This window comes from Coriobacteriia bacterium, from assembly GCA_003149935.1.
Taxonomy (GTDB): domain Bacteria; phylum Actinomycetota; class Coriobacteriia; order Coriobacteriales; family QAMH01; genus QAMH01.
In genome coordinates, this window is record QAMH01000008.1 from 175,117 (window position 1) to 197,101 (window position 21,985).

Here is a 21,985-nt window from a genome sequence, read left to right on the forward strand (position 1 = left end):
GGGTCACCTCGCCTAACGTAGAAAGATGAAGCTGACAATCGAAAAGATGATAAGAAAGACGACGATGAAGAGCCCAACGTAACAACCCTTGTTGCCTTCGGCGGCAGCATAGGCCATATTCTCGGTCATCGTGCGCCTGGTCTTGTAGTATGCCCTCCCCTTCTCGAGCTTGGGCAGTTTCTGCAACTTGATTTCGTTGCTCTGACCGGCACATTCGATGACATGTTCGACCTCCTTGGGCGAAAGGTCGATGATAGGACGCTCGCCTTTGGCCATGTGTTTGACGAGCGTGTTGATAAACGGATCGATGGCGGCGGCGACATCGGGCTGGTAGCAAATGATCGCAACATCAACCTGGGTGATGTCGCTGACCTTGTCGATAATGACCGCACTCGCAAAGGCCCGGCACATCCAACCTTCGTCGAGAAGCTTGCTCACCCTGTTAAAGACCTTATCCGGCAGAAAACCCATCGCCACGTCACCACGGCTCAACAGAATACGCGGCACTTCCTTGCCCTTCTCGGTAACATGAATCTCCTTGGTCACCGTGAGTTCAGCAGCAATGACAACGGCATTTGGGTTTACGATAACGCACGAATCACCACTTGCCTCGTCAAGGCGACAGTATGTTGCGTAGTAGATTTCGGGTTCAGACATGCTCGTCCTCCAGTCGACTGCTGGCAAGTATACCGATTTGACCGCGTGTTTTGTCTCTACAACATGATAGGCTTTGAACATGGTTGTTTCACGTGAAATACGACTAAACGAATTTCTCATTGCAGGCACGGATGACGATGTCTCCAACATGTACCGTGAGCTTCCCGAGCGAGCTCGTGAGCTGCAGTTCGGGCTCGTCGAGGATGAGGTCGTCGTGCTCGATACCGAGACCACGGGACTCAACCCCTCCAGTTGCTCGCTGCTCGAAATCGCCGCCATCCGCATGCGCGGGGGCGAGACCGTCGACTCGTTCCAGACCTTCGTAGACCCGGGACGCGCCATTCCAGCCGAAATTACCGAGCTCACGGGCATCACCCAGGCAGACATCGCCGGTGCTCCCACCCCGCGCGAAGCCGTCGAGGCGCTCGCCAAGTTTGCGGGTGACTGCAACCTCATCGCACATAATGCCAGCTTCGACCAGGGCTTCATCATGCGCCAGGCCAATCCTGGCGAGCTTCCAGGGCAATGGATTGATACGCTCTCGCTGTCGCAAATCGTCTTGCCGCGCCTCAAATCGCATCGGCTTCTCGACCTTGCCGCCGCATTCGGCCTGTCGACGCCCACCCATCGCGCGATGGACGACACCGTTGCCCTCGGCGCCCTGTGGCGCATACTCCTCGCAGGCATCCAGGCGATGACCCCTGGCCTTGCGGCCCGCATCGCGGAGCTTTCACCGCAGACCGACTGGCCGTTGCGCCCCTACTTCGCGCAGGCCGCCCTCGAGCATCCTGGCGTTGACTTCTCACTACGACGCAACCGCACCGAGCGCACGCAGGGCACGTCTCTGCCCCCGCGCCCCGATGCCGACGACATCCCGCTCTCGTTCTGCGACGAAAGTCGTATCGATGAGGCCTTCTCCCCCACCGGCGCTCTGGGTTCGATGTATCCCGATTACGAGGAGCGTCAGGAACAGCTCGGCATGGCACACGAGGTTGCCGCGTGTCTGCGCGAGGGTGACATTCGCGTCATCGAGGCAGGCACGGGCGTTGGAAAGTCGATGGCCTACCTGGTACCTGTCGCTTTTGCCGCCCACGAGAACAAGGTCACCATGGGCGTCGCGACAAAGACCAACGCGCTCATGGACCAGCTCGTCTACCACGAACTGCCGCGCCTCAACAGCGTGCTCGGACAAGACCTCTCCTATATCGCGCTCAAGGGCTACGACCATTACCTCTGCCTGCGCAAGCTCGAGCACATGGCACGCGCAGACCAAGGCGACAACTGTGACGTCATTAACATGATCGCCACACTCCTCAACTTCACGGCGCAAACGAGCCACGGTGACCTCGACGCACTAAATATTAGTTGGGTTCGCTTGCCACGCGGCGATATCCAGGCAAACGCCAACGACTGCCTCAAGAAACGCTGCCCGTATTTCCCGCGACGCTGCTTCCTTCACGGGGCGCGTCGCGCTGCCACCAGCGCCGACATCGTCATCACCAACCATGCGCTGTTGTTCCGTGACATGCAGACCGACAATGGCATCCTGCCTCCTATCAGGCACTGGGTCATCGACGAGGCACATGGTGTCGAGGGCGAGGCGCGCCGCCAGCTCTCGAGTTCGATCACCTCGCGTGAGCTCGACACCATGCTCGGTCATCTCTCCAACCCGAAGAACGGCGTCACGGCACGCGTGCGCAAACGTGCCGACAAGCTTGAGGGCGGCGATATGCTCTACGGCGTAACGGCCGACATCGAAAACCGTATCGGCCAGATTCAGCTGGTGGCTGTTGAGTTTTTCGCGGCACTTGCCGAGCTCCCCTCCCCCAACGCGCGTGACAGGGGCAGCTACAACATTGTCACGGTTTGGATTAGTGGCGAGATGCGGCAGGGGCACGCCTGGCGCGAGCTCTGCGTGCCAGGTACCAAGCTCGCCGATCTGCTTTGGGGTCTCAACGGGCGTCTTGCCGACCTCATCTCCATGCTCGAGCAGTTCGAGGGCGAGTTTGTCAATCAGCTCGCCGAGCTCTTGGGTGTTACGGGCAGCGTAAAGGACGCCGTCGATGCTCTGCGCCTCATCCTCGACGGCACAGACGAGCGCTACGTCACATCGCTGCAAATCGACCGTAACCCCCGCTACCCCATGCAAGGCCTCGAGGCCATGCGCCTCGACATCGGCGAGTCCCTAGCCACCGACCTCTACCCGCAAACCCGCAGCCTCGTCTTCACCTCGGCCACCCTCGCCACTGCCGAGCGCGAGCCCTTTGCGCACTTCCTGCGTGCGACGGGGCTCGATCGCGTGACAGACAAACCCGTCTACACGAGCATCTTCGCATCGGGGTACGACTACGACCATAACATGTCCGTGCTGCTGCCAAGCGACATGACCGAGCCCAACGCGCCGGATTACCACGAGGCCTTCGCGCAACTGCTCTATGAGGTCCATGTTGCAATGGGCGGCTCGGTGCTCACGCTCTTCACCAATCGCCGCGAGATGGAGAGCTTCTATCGTGAACTCAAGCCCCGTCTCGCCAACGAGGGCATCGATCTCATCGCGCAGACGCGTGGCACGAGTACGAAGTCATTGCGCGACAGGTTCCTGTCAGACAGGAGCCTGTCTATGTTCGCGCTCAAATCCTTCTGGGAGGGCTTTGACGCTCCGGGCGATACCCTGCGTTGCGTCATCATCGCGCGCCTTCCCTTCAGCCGTCCCGACGACCCCATTGCTCGTGAACGCGAAGCGCGTGATGGTCGCGCGGCCTGGGGACGCTATTCGCTGCCCGAGGCCGTAATGAACCTCAAGCAGGCAGCTGGCCGTCTCATCCGCAACTCGACAGACAGCGGCTGGCTTGTGCTCGCAGACGCCCGTCTGCAGACCAAGAACTACGCGAAGTCCTTCCTGCGTGCCATGCCGACGCAGGATATCCGAACCCTTACTATTAGTGAGATTGCGCGTCTCATGGAGACGCAGGAACCAGGCAGCATCTAAAACTGCTGGTAGGGGCTAGTCCTTGCCGCCGCTGTGCGTGACGAAGTCCTCGGGGTTGATGTGCTCGATGAACTTGTCGAACTCCTCGAGCTCGATTTGCTCGTCCTGGCCAGGCGTAAGCGCGCGCGGGCAAGCGGCAGAGCGCATGACGTCTTCCTCGACGAACAACGGCGCGTTTGCGCGAGCGGCCAGGGCAATTGCGTCGCTCGGGCGTGCATCGACGCGCGTGAACATCCCGTTTGCGCAACGCAAATATATGGTGGCGTAGAAGGTCGTCCCCTCGACGCGGTCGATGACGACACGGCTGATGTTGCCACCGAGCGAGCCGACCAGGTCGATGGTGAGTGCGTGCGTAATGGGCCTTTCCGTCGCATTGCCCTCAAGAGCTGCGGCGATGGCCGTTGCCTCCATGGTGCCGATCCAAATGGGAAGCACAAGATCCTCGGGGATGTCTTCGCGATGCTCCGCAACACGCAGCGTGATGATGGAAGGCATGGGAAGGAGGCCGATTACCAGCGATTCGACATTTACGAGTACCATTGCGCACCTCCCTTCGGGCATAACCTCATTATAGACAACTTACCGCAGTAACCATAACCGTTCGCCCGACCCTCCACAAGAAACTTGGACGGCGCGTGGTCGTTTCGTTTCCACGCCGTCATCTCGACCGAAGCGGCCATCAGGCGCGCCCCGTTGTCATCTCGACCGGAGCGGCCGTCAGGCCGCGAAGTGGAGAGATCTCGTGGTGAGATTTCTCGACTCCGCTACGCTACGCTCGAAATGACAAGGAGGCATTCACACAAGCGTGCCAGGCACGCTGTCTCCCGCGCATGCAATAAGGAGTCGCGAAAGCTTCTCGACCGCTGCCTCAGCCGCAACATACACGTCATCGATGCTTACCGGCTCGTCAAGCACACCCGCAGCGGCATTCGAGATCATCGAAATGCCCAGCACCTCCATGCCGCACGCGCGTGCGGCAATTACCTCGAACACCGTCGACATGCCCACGGCATCGGCTCCCAGGGTACGAAACGCCCGAATCTCGGCTGGCGTCTCGAAAGACGGCCCCAAGGTCGCGATGTACACGCCACTCTTCAGCTCGATTTCACAGGATGCTGCAGCTCTTTGCGCACGCTCGCGCAAGGCGGGTGAATACGCCTGGGTCATATCATAGAAGCGGGGGAAGAGCTCGGGCTCATCCGGTGCGGCAAGGGGGTTGGCCCCCAAAAGGTTGATGTGATCCTCGATAAGCATGAGGTCGCCTACGTCAAAGCCGGTGTTAATGCCACCGGCAGCGTTCGTCACCACAAGCTCCGTGACACCCAGCGCGTGCATAAGAACGATGGGAAACGCAATCTGCTGGGGCGAGTTTCCCTCGTAGGCATGCAATCTTCCCTGCATGCATATGACCGGACGGCCGGCAATCGAGCCGATCACGAAGCGGCCCGCATGCGACGGTGCCGTTGACGACACCATGTGCGGAATCTCGGCATAATCAACGTAAACGGCATCCTCAATGGCTTCGACCAGCTCGCCCAAACCGCTCCCGAGAACGAGGCCAAGAGCCCCATCCTCGACAGGTGCGTGTGCGCGAACAAACGCGACGGCCTCGTCTACGTTAGCCTTCGTGATGATGTGCTCCATGACGTCTCCTTCTCGTCTTAAAAACAAAAGGGCCCGCTCAACAACGTGGCGGACCCGTACATGCGATGGCGCCCCCAGCGGGATTCGAACCCGCGATCTTCGGCTTGAAGGGCCGACGTCCTAACCGCTAGACGATGGGGACAGAACAGTTCGGTCATTATGCCATAAAACCGCCGATTGGCAAGCGAGATTGGTGTGCCAGACCCCTGACCTGCCCCGGCGACTTTTGTCTCATTCGCTACTTATCCCACGCGAGAAACGCCCACGAGGTCACGCGCTGGTGGTCGTACTCCCAGCATGTCTCACCATCGGGCGTATGCTGCTCGTGCAGATGCTGCCTCGAGTAGCTGACCAGGCGCTCACGCTCCTCATCCGTCAATTTCATGAGCGCGGCGTTCTTCTCGATGGCCGCATCAAAGCTCTCGAATTGGTCTGTGCGCGCACTATCTATATATGACAGGTCCGGGCGTATGCCCATGCTCCAGAGTATGTTGAAGGCAAAGACGCAATCGGGGTAACGCGGCAGCTCACGCCCCGCAGCCTCGAGCAGCACGTGGTCGACGCGCGGTGAAAGACCCGTCGTGAGCGTGACGCACACGCGTCTGCGGGCCCGGGCATCGAGCTTGGCGAGTGATGCTTGCATGTCGGCCGTTGCAATCGAACGCGACGCGAGCGCAACATCGCAAACGGGAACCCCGGCACTGTTCCAATCGTCATCCCAGGCCAGCAGCATGGGGTGTATGTGCTCGGCTATGCCCTCCGCAAATGCCGCCTCCATGAGGGCGTCGAGCATGCCCTGCGAGAAATCGCAGGCGTAGACCTCGTGCCCCGCGCGTGCGAGCGGCAGCGCAAACGTTCCCGATCCGCAACCCATATCGAGCACGGTCTCGCCGTCCCTGATGGCAGCACGCTCGAGGAAGGCCGCCGCATAGGGGCTCGTGCCGCAAGTTTTGGCGAAATCCTTCGCCCGTTCGTTCCACATCTCCGCGTTATCGGGGTTGTTCCGGCGCTGCTGTTCTTCTTTCCAAGCAGCAGCCCAGTCAATGTCGATCGTCATGCCTGCTCCTGGTTCTCCGCCTCATCGGCCACAACCTCGTCACCTGCGGTCGCGCCCTCGACGCGCTCAGCCACCTCGGCCTCCGTCTCCGCGTTCTGCGCAGCAGCGTCCTCGGGGGCTTCGTCAGCCGGGAGCTCGGGCTTCTCCTTGCGCTTCTTCTTCGCCGCGGCCTTCGCCTCGCGCTTGGCCTGTTTCTCGGCAGCCATATCGACCTCGAAGGGCATGGGTGCCGAAGGGGATCGCCAGGTTTCCGGCTTGAACTGCTCCATCCAATAACCGAGGGAGCGCATGTAGAGCGCCGAGATGAACGCGCTCACGAGCGCACCGGCAACCCACACGATGAGCGCCACCACGATCGTGACCACGCCAAGCAGCGCGAGCGGGACGAGGTCGGTGCCGAGCACCGTCGTCGTGGCCACCGAGGCGATGACGTTGATGAAGGGGATGGTCGGCAACAGCACGATGAAGAGCGCCGCGGCGAGCAGCGGAATCACCAGCAGGATGACGCAAAACGCCTGACCAAATCCTCCTGGGTCCCGTTGAAACATTCTGAAGACTCGTTTGATTTGCAAGCCGGGGAGCACGCGCTCGTAGATGATGCTGCGGAAGGCGCCCGCCGCGGCAAGGGCCGCAACGAATACCGCGAAGACCTCCACGAGAAACTGCAGGATGGTGCCGACAGCCGGAATGAAACCCAACAGGAACCCGGCAATCACGACGGGTGCGACCCAAATGAACATGACCCAAAGCGCGAGAAATCCGTACCGCGCGCAGCGACCCAAATCCCCCAGCTTTCGAGACAGAGGCGTGTGCATGCCCCAGGCAGCTTCCTTCGCCCAATCAAACAGGTACCCGAACATGATGATCTGTCCGATGATGGGCACGCAATTCATGAGGCCGAGCACGAGCGTCGCCTTCCACCAATCATCGTCGGCGGCCAGATCGCCCCATGCTCGGTCCATGTATGTGTTGATCGTCTTCATCGATACGCCTGCTGCCCGTCGCGACGGCTACTCCTTGGAGCCGCCGCCCAGCAGGGTCTGGATGCGCTGCTGGATCTCTTCCATCTCGTCGCCTTCCTTGGCGAGCACCTCGGCGCGGGCCTTGGCCGCGCGCACGGCGGCGAGGTCATAGAAGGTGTCGACATCATCCACGTAAGCGGGCGTTTCCTCGAAGACGAGAGCATCGCCCTCCTGCTTGTACAGACGCGCGATGACGTAGGCCTTCTCCATCTCGGTTGTGGCGCATTCGACGATGATCGCGTCAAGTTGGCCGTCGTCGGTCATGAGGAAGCCGTCGTAGCAGAAGGCGTAGTGCGTCGAGAAGGCGCTCGACGACTTGACGTTGGCCTCCGCAGCGTCGCGGCAGCTCGTCACGTCATCACCGGGGAAGTTCTCCTCGAACATCTGGTCCCCGTCAACGATAACCGTGAACGGGGTGAGCTCCTCGCCCTCCTCGAGCTTTGCCTGCGCGGTATCGAGGCAATAGAACGTGATGCGCTCGAGAATATCGTCCATCTCGAGGTTTTCTTGATCTGACATCGTTTCTCCTTGTGTGAGCGCCCCAGACGGGCACCTCAGTCGTTTCCATTCATCGAAAGTATACTTTTTGGTGCGATGCGAGCCAACCTCGCAAATTTCGGGCAGCCCCGGGTGTCTTGCGCTATAATCACCCCCGCACCCACACGGGGCCCCATGCGGAGGGGTGGCAGAGTGGTTGAATGCGGCGGTCTCGAAAACCGTTTACCCGGTAACCCCGGGTACGAGGGTTCGAATCCCTCCTCCTCCGCCAGATTTTCTCGCAGATAGAAGCCGCCATGAACAACCCGATGGACACCGAACCAAATGAGACCGTCGAGGCAAGATGGCGTCTTCGGGCGTTTCGGGCCTGGGCCATCGTCGGCATCTGCATCATCATCGGCATTCTGCTCTACATCGCCGGCATCATCTGGCAAGCCGTAGCCGTCATCATCGTGACGGCGCTGCTCGTCTTTCTGCTGCATGGCTTCGTCAACAGGCTCCAGAGGCACGGCATTCCCCGTTGGGGTGGCACCACCATCGCGTTCCTGCTCATCATCGCCATCATCGTGGCCTGCTTCATGGTGCTCATCCCCGCCATCGTCCAACAGCTCACCTCGTTCACCCAGCAGCTCCCCGGGTATCTCTCGCAAATCCAGGACTTCGTCACCAAGGCAAGTTCCTCGACGCAATTCTTCGACGGCGAGAGCATCAACTCGCTGCTCACGCAGGCGGCATCCTTCATCCGCCAACAGGCGGGCGCGCTGGCCAGCGGCCTGGCAAACGGCGTCATGGGCGGCATCGTGAGCGTCGGTAACGTCATTCTCATCACCTTCATCTCGTTCATCTGCTCGTTCTGGATTTTGCTTGACCTCCCCGTGCTCACGCGCGAGGTGCGCGGCCTCGTGGACGAGAAATACCAGGACGACATTGACGTCGTGACCCACGCCTTTGGCACCGCCGTTTACGGGTGGGCCAAGTCGACCCTGCTCTGCGCGCTCATCACGGGCGTCGCAAGCTGGCTCTGCTTCCTCATTCTCGGTATCCCCTACTCCGTGGTCCTGGGCTTCCTGTGCGGCATCCTGTACTTCGTGCCCTATATCGGCCCCATGGTCTCGTGCGCGATCGTGGCAATCATCGCGCTCTTCGTCTCGCCGCTTGTGTGCCTCATCTCGATCGTGGTTAACATGGTCATCAACAACGTCATCGGCAACATCATCTCGCCCAAGCTCATGAAGAGCTCGGTCAACGTCTACCCCGCGCTCATTCTCGTGGCGATTCTCGTGGGCAGCGCTTTGGGTGGCATTCCCGGCATGCTGCTCTCGATTCCCGTCATTGGTGCCCTGCAGGGTATCTTCATCGCGTATTACGAGCTCATCACCGGCAAGAAGATCGCGACGGAAGACGGCGTGCTCTTCCAGCTACCCAAGCCCAAGAAGAACCGCAAGACCCCCAAGCTCATCAAGGACATCAAGAACGACCTGCAGCGCGAAAAGAAGCAGGGTGCTGACGAAAGCGCTCCCAAGCAGGATGACGAGGAGCAGAAGTAACCCCTCGTCCACGGTCTGCTGCGCCTCCCCTATCCGCGTGCTAGGATAATCACACCAACACGCGCGAGGAGGTTCCCATGGCACTCCAGGCAGCATTCATCGTCCCGCATCCCCCGCTCATCATCCCCGCCGTTGGGCGCGGCAAGGAGACGGGCATCCAGGCAACCATCGATGCATACGACGAGGTGGCGCAACAGATAGCCGCGCTCAAACCGCAAACCATCGTCGTGACCTCGCCGCATGCGACGGCATACCGTGATTATTTCCACATCTCGCCCGGCAGCAGCGCCCAAGGCGACATGCGCCGTTTCGATGCCCGCGACACGGAGCTTTCCTGCAGGTATGACACCGAGCTCGCAAATCGCATTTCGACGCTTGCCGCCGCCGAGCACTTCCCCGCCGGCACCGAGGGCGAACGAGACCCCTCCATCGACCACGCGACCTACATCCCCCTCTACTTCATCGACAAGTTCTACCAGGATTACGAGGTGGTACGCATCGGTCTATCGGGCTATGGGCCGATGGAACATTACCATCTCGGCCAGCTCATCACGCAGGCAGCAGACCAGCTCGATCGTCGCGTGGTGCTCGTCGCAAGTGGCGATCTCTCGCACAAGCTCACGTACGACGGCCCCTATGGCTTCGCACCCGAAGGCCCCGTCTTCGACGAGCAGATCACCGAGGCGATGGCCCAAGGCGATTTCATGCGCATCCTGAGCTTCGATGAAGGCTTCTGCGACAAGGCTGCCGAGTGCGGTCTGCGCTCGTTCCAAATCATGGAGGGTGCCCTCGACGGAAAGAGCGTCGATGCGCGCCTGCTCTCCTACGAAGGGCCCTTCGGCGTGGGTTATGCCGTTGCGTCTTTCATCGTGACGGGAGATGACGATACGCGTCGTTTTGGCGCGCGTTACGAGGACGAACAGCGCATGAAGGTGCAGCAGGCGCGTGCGCACGAAGACCCGTATGTCACGCTGGCCCGCGCAAGCGTCGAGCATTTCGTGCGCGAGGGTACGCCGCTTCCCCGCCCCGAAGACTTGCCCGAGGAGATGCTCACGCAGCGTGCGGGTGTCTTCGTGTCGCTGCACGAACACGGCCGCCTGCGCGGGTGCATCGGCACCATCGGCCCCGTAACGCCGTGCATCGCCGACGAGATCATCCGCAACGGTATCTCAGCATGCAGCGAGGACCCGCGCTTCGATCCAGTACGCTCCAATGAGCTCGACCAGCTCGAGATCAGCGTCGACGTGCTTGGCGAACCGCAAGACATTGCGTCAACCGACGAGCTCGATCCGCAACGCTACGGCGTCATCGTGAGCAATGGTGGACGCCGTGGCCTGCTGCTTCCCATGCTCGACGGTGTGGATACGGTTGCCGAGCAAGTCGAAATCGCCATGCGTAAGGGCGGCATCGGCCCACACGAACCCGGTACGACGTTCCAGCGCTTCGAGGTCGTCCGCCACGAATAAGGCAGGCGTGCCTGGCACATTCCGACATTCCGACAGGATGACATCCCTTCTGTCATTTCGACCGGAGGCGCACAGCGCCGAAGTGGAGAAATCTCACCCGCTACGTCAAGCAGAACGCAAAACCGGGATTTCTCGACTCCGCTTCGCTTCGCTCGAAATGACGACCTCTTCGTTTTAAGGAGACATCATGAAGGTCACAGCACTCGCGCTCGACCCTATCGAGAAGAAACCGCTGGCCCGCTATAAACCCGGTTCGATGATTCTGTCGGTCGGCAGTGTGGGCTGTACGATGCATTGCCCTTGGTGCCAGAACCACCAGATTGCCCAGCCACAGGACCCACAACTCGTTCCCACACGAGAGATAAGCAGCGAGGATCTCGTGGCGCAGGCACGGGCACTTGTGAGTGAGGGAAACATCGGCCTAGCCTACACCTATAACGAGCCGCTCATGCGTTGGCGCGAGGTTCTTGCATGCGCCCAGGCCATACACGATGCTAGGCTCGACAACGTCGTGGTCACGAATGGTCTCATCGCACCCGATAAGCTCGCGCAGCTTCTACCCTACATCGATGCCTTCAACATCGATCTCAAGGGCTTTGACCAGTCCGTTTATGACATCACGGGAGGCAAACTCGATACGGTCAAGAACACAATCGAGCAAGCACATGAGGGCGCACATGTTGAGGTAACGACACTCATCATCCCTGGTGTCAACGATGACATGGAACTTCTGGACGAGCAGGCGGCCTGGCTTGCCAGTATCGACAAGGGCATGCCGCTGCACCTCACGCGCTTCTTTCCCCAGTATCGCTATGCCAACCGCCCTGCAACGCCCCTGGAGACGCTCTACAGGACCCAGGAGGTCGCCAGCAGGCACTTGGACGACGTGCTACTGGGAAACGTCTGAGAATGGTTCTACGGGGCGCATGGCGGAGGGACCGCTTCCGTCGCCCCTCCTGTCATTTCGAGCAAAGCGAACGTGATGAAGCCCCGTTGTCATTTCGAGCGGAGCGAACGAAGTGAGCGCAGTCGAGAAATCTCTCGCGGTGAGATTCCTCCACTCCGGGGCCTACGGCCACTCCGGTCGGAATGACAGAGGTGGGCGGCCCTAGCGGCCACTCCGGTCGGAATGACGGAAGGCGCGAAGCGGCATCCCGTTGTCATTTCGAGCGGAGCGAAGCGGAGTCGAGAAATCTCACCGACAAAGCACGGCTAACGAACAGCCGCAACACAAAAGGGGCCGCGATTGTCATTGCGACCCCTTCTCGATTCATGCTGGCGGAGGGATAGGGATTTGAACCCTAGGTACCGCTCTAAACGGCACACACGATTTCCAATCGTGCTCCTTAAGCCACTCGGACATCCCTCCGTGCTGTAGCTTGTGCGTCAGTGACGACGCGGTTTGCTAGTATAGCAAACTCATGCGTGCTCTTCGAGGGCAAGTTCGATAAGTATGCGGCATAGCGCCCCGAAGGAAATTCCCACCGTCCCCGCCGTGTCGGGCAACAGCGAGGTTGACGTCATGCCCGGCAGCGTGTTGGTCTCGATGACCCAGCACTCCCCCGTCTCGTCCACCATGATGTCCGTGCGCGAAACACCTTTGCAGCCCAAAACCTCATGAGCACGCAAGGCAGCAGCCTGACAAGCCGCCGTCGTACGGTCGTCGAGGCGCGCGGGGATGATGTGCTTGGAGCCACCCGCGGCATACTTCGCCGTGAAATCATAGGAGGTGCTGTCACCCTGGGGAACGATCTCGATGACGGGAAGCGCCTCGGGTTGTGCGTTGCCGAGCACCGCCACCGTGGTCTCGGTACCGGGAATAAAGCTCTCGACAACCACTTCGCCATCGAATTCGAGGGCGTTGTGGATGGCTTCCGTAAGCTCTATCTCTCCCTCGACGATATAGGTGCCGATAGACGAACCGCCGCGCGCGGCCTTCACCACGACCTTTTCTCCAAGCTTCTCGATGATTTTCCCAGCATCAGGAGTGTCACCAGAGCGAACGATGACCCACGGAGCCGTCTTCAGACCTATCGAATCGTACATGATCTTGGAGCGCCCCTTATCCATGGCCAAGGCGCTTGCGAGAACGCCCGAACCCGTATAAGGCACTTCCAGGAGCTCACAGACGCCCTGGATACAACCGTCTTCGCCGCCCTTCCCATGAAGCGCTAAAAAGACCACGGTCGGTTGCGCGTCAATGATTTGCTGAAGGGCATCGCTCTGCGCAGGGTCGATCTCTACGACATCGAAACCCTCCTCACGCAGGGCTGCAGCACATGCGGCCCCCGACTTGAGAGATATCTCACGTTCGTCGCTCTTCCCTCCCTTGAGGAGAACGACCTTCGTCACTGCGGGATCACACGGCTTGGTGGTAATCATGCTGAGCCTCTCATGGTGCATCGAAGCGATATGGTGAGCAAAATGGTATCGTAATGGCTGTCACTGCGTCTAGACGAGGTTTTCATGGAAGCAAAACGCGACATCAAATCACTCAGCCACCACGAACTCGAAGAGCTCATGGAAGAGCTCGGTCAGCCCCGCTATCGCGTCAAGCAGCTCGAAGAGTGGTTATACGTGCGAAGATGCTCATTTATCTCTGACATGGATAATATACCCAAGAACCTTCGCGCACAGCTTGATGAACGCTTCTTCATCGGCTCTCTCAAGCTCGTTACGCGTCAGATCTCCCAAGACGGTACGAGAAAGTACCTCTTCGAGATTCCCAACAGCGCACGGGTGGAAACCGTGGGGATTCCCTCTTCCGATGGCGAGCGCCTCACGGTCTGCTTCTCCTCGCAAGCTGGCTGTCCCATGGGGTGTAGTTTTTGCGCGACAGGACGCTCTGGCTTTACTTGCAATCTCACGAGCGGTGAGATGTACGACCAGGTCATGTATGTTGCCAAGGACTTTGACATGCGCGTGACCAACGTAGTCTGCATGGGCCAAGGCGAGCCCTTCCTTAACTACGATGCCGTTCTTGAGGCCCTGCGCCGCATGAACGCAAAAGTTGGTTTGGGTATCGGAGCGCGTCATATCACCGTATCAACCTGCGGTCTGCTTGATGGCGTGCGGCGCTTCTCCCAAGAGCCCGAGCAGTTCACCCTTGCCATTTCCCTGCATGCAGCCATTCAGGAAACACGCAATGCCCTTATGCCCGGTGTCGCAAACGTCTCTCTTGAGGAACTCCGCCAGGCAATCAAGGATTATGGCGAAACCACCAAACGTCGTCCTTCACTCGAGTACGCTCCTATCGACGGTGTAAACGATAGCGATGAACATATTGCTGCTCTCATCGACTTCTGCAAGGGCATGCTATGTCACGTTAACGTTATTCCGCTAAACCCAATAACCCCAGGTCAAGAGCTTGATGGCATGCTTATGCCGTCAAAACGAACCGGGCATATTGCACATGAATTAAGCGCTCATGGCATCGAGAATTCCGTAAGAAAGTCCCGTGGAAAAGACATTGACGGAGCCTGTGGTCAGCTCCGTCAACGTGTTGAAGAATGATATGTCTTCGGTGTTTATCGAATCAGATTGAAGATCCTCTGCAAATCATCTTCGTCTTTAAACTCAATCTCAATCTTGTTCTTACCCCGCGAGGACTTAATGCGCACCTGCGTATCAAGCTCATGACGCAGCTCTTTCGCAACAAGCTTATATGTACGTGGTAGCGGAGCACGTTTTGCGCGCTCGCTCGTACCAGAAGCAACAAGACGAGCGATATTCTCAGCATCTCGCACGGTCAAATGCTCGGCAATGATCTTATCTGCGAGGTTCGTGCGCTTCTCCTCCTCAGGAATGGAGAGAATAGCGCGTGCATGACCGGCGGTAAGAGCACCATCGTATACGTAATCCTGGATTTGCTGCGGTAAATCGAGCAGTCGAAGTGAGTTTGCGACGGCAGAGCGCGATTTTGATACCGCAGCGGCAAGTTCTGCTTGCGTCAGGCCACCTCGTGCCATTAAATCCTTATATCCACGCGCTTCTTCTATTGCGTTCAAGTCGGAGCGCTGAAGATTCTCGACAAGGGCAATTCTAAGTGCCTGCTCATCGTCCATCTCGATAATACGCACGGGAACAGACTCAAGACCGGCTATTTTACTTGCCTGCCAACGTCTTTCACCTGCAACAATCTGATACATACCATCTTTAGGACGTACGATAATTGCTTGCAAAAGGCCCTCTTTGCGAATAGAATCCGCAAGATTTGCAAGCTCCTCTTCGTCAAAAACCTTACGAGGCTGATCGGGATTCGGTTGAATCTGTGTTATTAGAAGCTCTTCCTGCGTACTTTCGTTTCCACTTCCAGATTCTATTGATGCATCTGCAATGAGTGCGCTTAGACCTTTGCCAAGTCCACCTTTTTTCGTAGCCATGAGCGTCCTCCGTATCAGCTGAGTTTCTTGTAACGCTTAACAACTTCTTTTGCCAAATCTCTGTATGCTTCGGCACCTTTACCACTCGAATCATATTCGGTAATGGGCTCACCGTAGCTCGGTGCCTCTGAAATGCGAACTGTGCGAGGAATACGTGTCTTAAAGACTTTATCCCCAAACACATTTTCGACCTCGTTTGCAACGTCCTTTGAAAGGGTTGTTCTCTTGTCATACATCGTAATAACAACACCAAAGACATCAAGCTTCGGATTAATGCGTTTTTTGACCATATTCATTGAATCAATGATTTTTGACAAACCTTCGAGTGCATAGAACTCGCACTGAATAGGAATAATAAGTTGGTTTGCAGCTGCAAGCGCATTTATCGTTAACAACCCCAAAGATGGAGGACAATCAACAAGAATGAAATCAAAGTCATCCTTAATCTCTTTAAGCGCATCATTTAAACGAAACTCACGTGCAATCTCATCGACGAGCTTCGTCTCTGCACCAGCCAGATCAATCGTTGCAGGAAGCAGCCACATGTTTTTGGTGTCAATTTCACTAACTGCATCTTCGGTTGAAACATTATCATCCACAAGACAGTTATATGTGCTCAACTCGCATTGAGTCTTATCATAGCCAACACCCGTTGTGGCATTACCCTGTGCATCAAGATCAACAAGGAGTACCTTGTAGTTCTTCTCTCCCAGTGCTGCACCAAGATTTACCGCGGTTGTCGATTTACCAACGCCGCCCTTTTGATTAATGACAGCTAGAATCAACGGTTCCTTTGATTCATCTTTTCTTTTTGCTTCTTTGAAATTCACGTCGTCCCTCTCTGTAGATCTTCAATCAATGTTTGAAGGAAACTGACCTTGCACCTAATATACACTACTTCCTCCCTATGTTTCACGTGAAACAGATTGAATCACATCACGTTCATGTTTCACGTGAAACATGAGAGGAGTTTAGTTCAGCCAAGAGGCTTTTTTTGAGCTATGCCATTCCTTCGTGGCAACTTGATATAAGCTGCTCCTGTTTTCTTATATACATATATGTTTCTCTCATATATCTCACTAATATATATGTTTCTCTTCGAAACAAGTTCAAGTCCAAGCTTATCTGCAACTTCTTTGAGTTGCTCAGGGGTTTGTTCCTCTTCCTTTCCACGAAGAGCTATAAGCTCTCCTCCTGGAACCAGAAGAGGTGTTGCAAGCTCCATTACAACAGGCAGGGAAGATACAGCGCGTGCAATCACTGTCGTAAAATGCTCCCCTACCTCACGAGCTAAGTCTTCACTCCTTAATCCCCGTGCTTTGATTTGACCACTTAAGTCAAGCTCCTCGATCATCTCCTGCACGGCCCTTGCTTTTTTCTGTACTGAATCGATAAGAACACCTGTTCGCCCTGATGCAATTGCCAGAGGGACACCGGGAAATCCTCCTCCTGTACCGATATCGAGGAAATCTCCCTCTTGTCGAGAAAATTCATCGAGACAAGAAAGGGAATCTTCTATATGGAGAAGCATTCCCTTTTCTTCAGTATCAATCCTCGTCAGATTGAGTTCTTTATTCTTTTCTATGACTAATGTGAGATACGACTGTATCTGTTGTTGTTTTCCTATATCAAGCGTATCAAAAATCATGCGGGGGCTACAACAACATGCCTGTTCGGCTCTTCCCCGACAGAGTAGGTCTCAACGCGCTCATCATCACGAAGAGCCATGTGCACAAGACGACGCTCATAAGGATTCATGGGACGCAGACTTACTTCCCTGTCCTGGCGATCAGCACGTGAGGCAGCGGAATACGCGAGGGATTCAATCTTCTGGCGCTGTCGATGCTTGTAGCTCTCTATGTCAATGGTAATGGGATATCTATATCCAAGCTTGCGGTTGGTTATATTGGAAACAAGCGTTTGGATGGCATCGAGCGTATGACCTCTCCTGCCAATGAGAATGGCAAGATCGCCGCCAACGACATCAAGGATGATTTCCTGCTCATCACCCTCATATTCGTTAATCTCGGCTCCCTCGGCATCAAAGTGAGCGAGAATCGTACGCAAAACCTCTATTGCGGTATCTGCAACCTCATCAAGGTCCTCTTCGCTACGAACCTCGTCTTCTTCAGTGATTTGCTCATCGACATTGTCTTCAACGTCAATGTCGATACCCTCTTCAGCCTCGAGTTCTTCTTCGATCTCAAATTCCTCGCTCATGGTGCATCCTCTACTTTAGTGTTTCTTAGTAGGGCGCTTTTTCTTTTCACGACGCTCTACATTAACTTTAATAGGCTTTGCAGGAGCTGCTTCTTCCTTTTCTGCAGCTTCTTTCTTGAGAACACGCTGTGTAATAAGCTGCTGTGCGAGTGCAAATCCAGAGGAAAGTGCCCAATACAGCATAACGCCAGCAGGCGAAATAAAAGCCATCCAGGTAAACATGATACCCATGATACCCATCATCATGGTCATTTGACTTCTGTTCTGAGGGTTTTGCTTCATCTGCAAAATCATGGGCGTAACAGACAAGCCAATGAACAAAACCATCATGATGATGTACGGAATGGAGTAGACAATGTCTTGATTAAAAGCATCAGGTACCGTTTGGGTTAGATTCGGCAGGATGTTGTAAAAACTAACGGAAAGTTCTCCGCCGGCATACTGCCCAATCTTATCGCGCAGAACTTGGAACAGAATAATGAAGATAGGCATCTGAATGAGCATCGGCAAGCAACCGGCAAGAGGATTAAAGCCCGTCTCCTGGTAGAGCTTTTGCATTTCCTGCTGAATCTTGACCTGATCGCCAGCATACAGCTTTTGAATCTCCTGCATTCTTGGCTGTACCTGTTGCATTTGAAAACTGGACTTGAGTTGCTTCCTCTGGATAGGAAAGAGAAGCAGACGAATGATGAGAGTTACGATGATAATCGCAAGACCCCAGTCACCCACAAGCTTAGCGAGCTCGTAGAGCGCGGCTGCACAGCCGTTAAGAATTCCATCCCACATAAATACTAACCTCTCGACGGATAGTAATCACAAATCACGGTACCGGATCATATCCACCTGGATGCCAAGGGTGACAGCGGCAAATTCTTTTAATCGCCATCCATGATCCCCTGATAAAACCATAGCGTTGAAGTGCAATCATAGCGTATTCGGAGCAGGTAGGCACGTACCGGCAGGAAGGAGGAAACATCGGAGAGATATATTTCCGGTAAAAACTCACCAAGGCGAGTGCCACACGTCGCGGAATCATACGTAAACAATGTATGACTTTACCTGCGCTCATCCATGACTCCTAGTTTGAGAAGACCCTTTCTTGCCTGCTCAACTATCTCTTCGTGCCTCTTGTATGCGACAGGCTTTCTCGCAAGGAACGCGACATCAAACCCTTTCCACGGAGCACCCAGACTACGTGCTACCTCACGCATAACGCGCTTGCAACGGCTTCTGAAGGGAGCGGGACCTAGCTTTTTGCCAGCAATAAAAGCACATCTGCCAATAGTCCCTACTTCGTTCTCACAAACAAGAATTGTCATAGAAGACGAAGTAGAGCGCCTCCCCTGTGAGAAGAGACGCTCCACATCCTCTTTACTCTTGATCGTGCCCTTCATGGGGTGTCAGTCCTCAAAATGAAGCTGACGAAGCCGGTACTAGACCGTCAGGCACTTACGACCCTTTGCACGGCGTGCCTTGAGAACGTTACGACCACCACGTGTGGCCATACGAGAGCGAAAACCATGACATTTTGCGCGTTTACGTTTATTGGGCTGATAGGTACGCTTCATTACAATTCCTCCTAAGGGAAACTCCCTTATACTTCTCGATAAGCTTCAAAATTGTAATATGGCTAAGAATGGCGAGTCAAGAAATTTTTACGATTCAATTCAATCACTATAAATCACCGTGAACAGGCGCTTTGACTTATTCCCAAGTTATTCACATTCTCTGTACGTGTCTTTGTTGAAACTGTGGATAACTAGCTAATTTCTACACACTTATATGGTGTTTTCCCCACCCCTTGGGCCTTTTTCCTCTCTTTTCTCTTTTTTACCTATCTTTTTCCAGAGATACACATCTTCTTTCCTCAACGAGATAAAGGTTTTCCACATCGAAGAACATCTGTACGTGTAAAACTAATCTTTTCTTTTTCTCTGTACTGCGTTTTTCAACTTGACATCAGTTTTCTATTCGTTTTTCACCGTTCCTTTTTCCAGTTTTCCCTGATTTATCAACATAGGTGGAAAATAATGTGTATAACTATGAAAACACCTGATAAACTATGTGAAAAGTTTTTCATTTCATGTGGTAAAGATTTGGTTTCGTGCGGTTATTTGCTACCCTAACCTCTTGTCAATGGTGGTTTTGTTTGTGGATAACTGCCGGTTTCCATAAATGATGAAAAGGAACAGCTAGACGTGGGAAACCTCGAAACTGACATCCCTGCGCTCACTCCTACGCGCATCGCGATATACGATGATCTTCTCGCGGCACCCCGCGTCATTGATATAGAGCCAACGGACATCTCCCAATACATAGAGGAGATTGCATCCAAAACATATGAGCTGGCTCAACAGAAGGGCAGCTCCATCCCCTATACCGTCATCAAGGAAGTCTGCGAGAACTTCATCCACGCTCAGTTCCGCGACCCATGTATCTCGATTCTCGATAACGGAAACACAATCAAGTTCACCGATCAGGGTCCGGGTATTGCCGATAAACAGCGTGCTCAGCTTCCCGGTTTTACCTCGGCAACGACCGAGATGCGCAAATACATACGTGGAGTCGGTTCAGGTTTGCCAACGGTAAAGGACTACCTGCGTTTCTCGAACGGTCGTCTCATCATAGAAGACAACATCAAAGAGGGCACGGTCGTCACGATTCAAATCGACAAGAGCGCTCCGCAGGCAACTCCCGTTGTGTATCGCGAGATGCCAAGCCAGGAGAAAAACGCAGAGCATAACCTTTCAGAACGAGAATACAATATTCTCATCCTGGCCCAGGAAATGGGCCTCATCGGACCAACGGAAGTCGAGCAGAACCTCGATATAAGCCTCTCGACAGGGCACCGCGCTCTCAACAAGCTCGAGAAGATGGGGCTCCTTCAGAAGACCGAGGGTGGAAAGAAGAGAATGCTGACCGATCAAGGCCTGGCATTCCTGAGCAGATAGGGTTTTTGAGATGGACAAAGACGAAATCTGGAGCAAGACACTCGCCCTCCTTCTCGAAAATACAGACGAGGAGGATCCAAAGACCGTCTTTCTGAACCTCCTCACTCCCGTCGGAGTCTTTGGGGACCAATTCGTTTTGCTTGCAGAGAGCACGCCCGTAGAATCATGGGTAAGGAAAAACTACCTTGGAGAGATGCAAGAAAAGCTTCTTCAGGTCACCGGCACCCCAATAAGCATCGGGTTGGGTGTTAACACGCAAAAGGAAACACCCCAGCAACAGGCTACAAATACGCAGGTCACGGCAACACAGGAACCAATGCAGCAAACAGAGCCTGACTGGATGAACCATTTCGTTGATCCGTCGAGCATTTCGAACCAAGCTTCATCCTCGACCATGCCCGCAGCCGAGGAGGCAGGACGCGTAGGGGGAGAATACGCTTCGTCTCCCACAAGCGGAGAAGAGGCACTCTTCTCAAAGTGCACCTTCGACACCTTCGTCGTGGGCAAATCAAACGAGTTTGCCCGTGGTGCTGCCCTCGCCGTCGCAGAGCAACCGGGAATCGCATACAACCCGCTCTTCATCTACGGGAACTCGGGCTTGGGAAAGACCCATTTGCTCGTCGCAATCGCAAACTACGCGATGCAAAACTTCCCGCGTATGGCCACGCGATACGTATCGGCTAACAAGTTCCTCAACGACTATGTCGAGGCAACGCAGCGTAATCAATGGGGGACCTTCAACAGCAAATATCACCAGGTAGACATCTTGCTTGTCGATGACGTCCAATACCTCGAGGGTAAGGACGAAACCATTAACCAGCTGTTCAACATCTTCAACGAGATGACCAATCGCAACAAGCAAATCGTGCTCTCTGCAGATCGCGCCCCAAAAGACATCGACATGGACGATCGCATGCGTTCGCGCTTCATCTCGGGTCTGCTCGCAGACATCAAACCACCAGACTACGAGACGCGCCTGGCCATCTTGAAAAACTACCTATCACGCGTGAACCAACACACGAGCTTCTACGGAAATATCCCCGATGACGTGCTCGGATATCTTGCAGAGGTTGCGACTTCAAACATCAGAGAGATAGAAGGCGCCATCACGCGTCTCGTGAGCAACATGACTTTGCTGAAGAAGAACAGCATCAGTATCGAGGAAGCTCAGGAACTGCTCCAGGATTTCTTCCCGACCATACAGGACAAGAAAATCGACATCGCACTCATCCAAAGCGAGGTGGAGCGCTTCTTTAAGGTTTCGCACGAGGACATGATTTCGTCGAAGCGCTACAAGGGCATCACGACCCCACGCCATATCGCAATTTACCTCTCCCGTTACATGACGGAAGAGTCCCTCGAGTCAATCGGAAAGAAGTTCGGGGGACGTGACCACACGACGGTCATGCACAGCGTAAACAAGATAGAGCGGGACCAGAAAGACAATCGGATACTGTTTGACCAGCTCGAACAGCTGACTTTGATCATCCAGGAGCGTTGCTAACGTGGATAACCCCGTAGAAAACCAGTGAATAGAAGGTTGAGGAACTCT

22 protein-coding genes and 3 tRNA genes are annotated in these 21,985 nt (G+C 55.3%); 8 read left to right on the plus strand and 17 right to left on the minus strand.

What is annotated here, in order from left to right:
* Positions 1 to 12: 12 nt before the first annotated feature.
* The gene (locus DBY20_07635) at positions 13 to 657 is read right to left on the minus strand and encodes a hypothetical protein (GenBank protein PWL78187.1); all 645 of its coding nucleotides are present in this window, start codon (positions 655 to 657) and stop codon (positions 13 to 15) included.
* A 79-nt stretch (positions 658 to 736) separates the two neighbouring features.
* Here DBY20_07635 and DBY20_07640 point away from each other — a divergent pair, with 79 nt between their 5' ends.
* Positions 737 to 3,646, plus strand: a complete 2,910-nt coding sequence (locus DBY20_07640; GenBank protein PWL78188.1) for a DNA polymerase III subunit epsilon — start codon at positions 737 to 739, stop codon at positions 3,644 to 3,646.
* Positions 3,647 to 3,661: 15 nt separating this feature from the next.
* Here DBY20_07640 and DBY20_07645 read toward each other — a convergent pair whose 3' ends face one another.
* The 6 genes from DBY20_07645 to DBY20_07670 form a co-directional block, all read right to left on the minus strand.
* Positions 3,662 to 4,207, minus strand: coding sequence for a bifunctional nuclease family protein (locus DBY20_07645; protein ID PWL78189.1), 546 nt, complete (start codon positions 4,205 to 4,207; stop codon positions 3,662 to 3,664).
* Positions 4,208 to 4,441: 234 nt separating this feature from the next.
* Positions 4,442 to 5,290 (minus strand): purine-nucleoside phosphorylase, encoded by an 849-nt coding sequence (locus tag DBY20_07650; GenBank protein ID PWL78190.1) that lies wholly within the window; start codon positions 5,288 to 5,290, stop codon positions 4,442 to 4,444.
* A 66-nt stretch (positions 5,291 to 5,356) separates the two neighbouring features.
* Positions 5,357 to 5,432 (minus strand) — tRNA-Glu (locus DBY20_07655).
* Between the two features lie 96 nt (positions 5,433 to 5,528).
* A complete protein-coding gene (locus tag DBY20_07660; protein ID PWL78191.1) occupies positions 5,529 to 6,347 on the minus strand; it encodes a hypothetical protein in 819 nt (272 codons plus the stop codon).
* Positions 6,344 to 7,330: a hypothetical protein gene (locus DBY20_07665; GenBank protein ID PWL78192.1), complete on the minus strand. Its 987-nt coding sequence runs from the start codon at positions 7,328 to 7,330 to the stop codon at positions 6,344 to 6,346. Before DBY20_07665 ends, DBY20_07660 begins: the two co-directional genes overlap by 4 nt.
* 27 nt (positions 7,331 to 7,357) lie before the next feature.
* Complete coding sequence (locus DBY20_07670) at positions 7,358 to 7,888, minus strand: hypothetical protein (GenBank protein ID PWL78193.1); 531 nt, start codon at positions 7,886 to 7,888, stop codon at positions 7,358 to 7,360.
* Between the two features lie 157 nt (positions 7,889 to 8,045).
* Between DBY20_07670 and DBY20_07675 the strand changes: the two genes are divergently transcribed.
* The 4 genes from DBY20_07675 (at position 8,046) to DBY20_07690 (ending at position 11,787) form a co-directional block, all read left to right on the plus strand.
* Positions 8,046 to 8,138: transfer RNA gene (locus tag DBY20_07675), tRNA-Ser, on the plus strand.
* A 25-nt stretch (positions 8,139 to 8,163) separates the two neighbouring features.
* Complete coding sequence (locus DBY20_07680) at positions 8,164 to 9,414, plus strand: hypothetical protein (protein PWL78194.1); 1,251 nt, start codon at positions 8,164 to 8,166, stop codon at positions 9,412 to 9,414.
* A gap of 77 nt (positions 9,415 to 9,491) precedes the next feature.
* Positions 9,492 to 10,880, plus strand: a complete 1,389-nt coding sequence (locus tag DBY20_07685) for an extradiol ring-cleavage dioxygenase (GenBank protein ID PWL78195.1) — start codon at positions 9,492 to 9,494, stop codon at positions 10,878 to 10,880.
* Between the two features lie 187 nt (positions 10,881 to 11,067).
* Entirely contained in the window at positions 11,068 to 11,787 is a 720-nt protein-coding gene (locus tag DBY20_07690) for a radical SAM protein (GenBank protein ID PWL78196.1), read from the plus strand.
* Positions 11,788 to 12,156: 369 nt separating this feature from the next.
* On the opposite strand, the gene DBY20_07695 is transcribed toward DBY20_07690, so the two are convergent.
* Together DBY20_07695 and DBY20_07700 are read right to left on the minus strand one after the other, a co-directional pair.
* Positions 12,157 to 12,249, minus strand: a tRNA-Ser gene (locus tag DBY20_07695).
* A 50-nt stretch (positions 12,250 to 12,299) separates the two neighbouring features.
* Positions 12,300 to 13,262: a D-alanine--D-alanine ligase gene (locus DBY20_07700; GenBank protein PWL78197.1), complete on the minus strand. Its 963-nt coding sequence runs from the start codon at positions 13,260 to 13,262 to the stop codon at positions 12,300 to 12,302.
* Positions 13,263 to 13,346: 84 nt separating this feature from the next.
* On the opposite strand from DBY20_07700, the gene rlmN reads away from it, so the two are divergent.
* Positions 13,347 to 14,393: a 23S rRNA (adenine(2503)-C(2))-methyltransferase RlmN gene (rlmN, locus tag DBY20_07705; GenBank protein ID PWL78198.1), complete on the plus strand. Its 1,047-nt coding sequence runs from the start codon at positions 13,347 to 13,349 to the stop codon at positions 14,391 to 14,393.
* A 14-nt stretch (positions 14,394 to 14,407) separates the two neighbouring features.
* Here the strand turns inward: rlmN and DBY20_07710 are convergent, their stop codons facing one another.
* From DBY20_07710 to DBY20_07745, 8 genes are all read right to left on the minus strand, one after another.
* Positions 14,408 to 15,262: a chromosome partitioning protein ParB gene (locus tag DBY20_07710; GenBank protein PWL78199.1), complete on the minus strand. Its 855-nt coding sequence runs from the start codon at positions 15,260 to 15,262 to the stop codon at positions 14,408 to 14,410.
* Positions 15,263 to 15,276: 14 nt separating this feature from the next.
* Positions 15,277 to 16,092, minus strand: a complete 816-nt coding sequence (locus tag DBY20_07715; GenBank protein ID PWL78200.1) for a chromosome partitioning protein ParA — start codon at positions 16,090 to 16,092, stop codon at positions 15,277 to 15,279.
* A 146-nt stretch (positions 16,093 to 16,238) separates the two neighbouring features.
* Positions 16,239 to 16,910, minus strand: a complete 672-nt coding sequence (gene rsmG, locus DBY20_07720; GenBank protein PWL78201.1) for a 16S rRNA (guanine(527)-N(7))-methyltransferase RsmG — start codon at positions 16,908 to 16,910, stop codon at positions 16,239 to 16,241.
* Positions 16,907 to 17,482, minus strand: a complete 576-nt coding sequence (locus DBY20_07725; protein PWL78202.1) for a single-stranded DNA-binding protein — start codon at positions 17,480 to 17,482, stop codon at positions 16,907 to 16,909. Before DBY20_07725 ends, rsmG begins: the two co-directional genes overlap by 4 nt.
* 15 nt (positions 17,483 to 17,497) lie before the next feature.
* The gene (locus DBY20_07730) at positions 17,498 to 18,268 is read right to left on the minus strand and encodes a hypothetical protein (protein ID PWL78203.1); all 771 of its coding nucleotides are present in this window, start codon (positions 18,266 to 18,268) and stop codon (positions 17,498 to 17,500) included.
* 34 nt (positions 18,269 to 18,302) lie between these two features.
* A complete protein-coding gene (locus tag DBY20_07735; protein PWL78204.1) occupies positions 18,303 to 18,551 on the minus strand; it encodes a membrane protein insertion efficiency factor YidD in 249 nt (82 codons plus the stop codon).
* On the minus strand, positions 18,538 to 18,876 hold the full coding sequence (rnpA, locus tag DBY20_07740) for a ribonuclease P protein component (protein ID PWL78205.1): 339 nt from the start codon (positions 18,874 to 18,876) through the stop codon (positions 18,538 to 18,540). Before rnpA ends, DBY20_07735 begins: the two co-directional genes overlap by 14 nt.
* A 39-nt stretch (positions 18,877 to 18,915) precedes the next feature.
* On the minus strand, positions 18,916 to 19,050 hold the full coding sequence (locus tag DBY20_07745; protein PWL78206.1) for a 50S ribosomal protein L34: 135 nt from the start codon (positions 19,048 to 19,050) through the stop codon (positions 18,916 to 18,918).
* Between the two features lie 603 nt (positions 19,051 to 19,653).
* On the opposite strand from DBY20_07745, the gene DBY20_07750 reads away from it, so the two are divergent.
* Entirely contained in the window at positions 19,654 to 20,433 is a 780-nt protein-coding gene (locus DBY20_07750) for a histidine kinase (GenBank protein ID PWL78207.1), read from the plus strand.
* Between the two features lie 10 nt (positions 20,434 to 20,443).
* A complete protein-coding gene (locus DBY20_07755) occupies positions 20,444 to 21,937 on the plus strand; it encodes a chromosomal replication initiator protein DnaA (protein ID PWL78208.1) in 1,494 nt (497 codons plus the stop codon).
* The last annotated feature ends 48 nt before the right edge of the window (positions 21,938 to 21,985 follow it).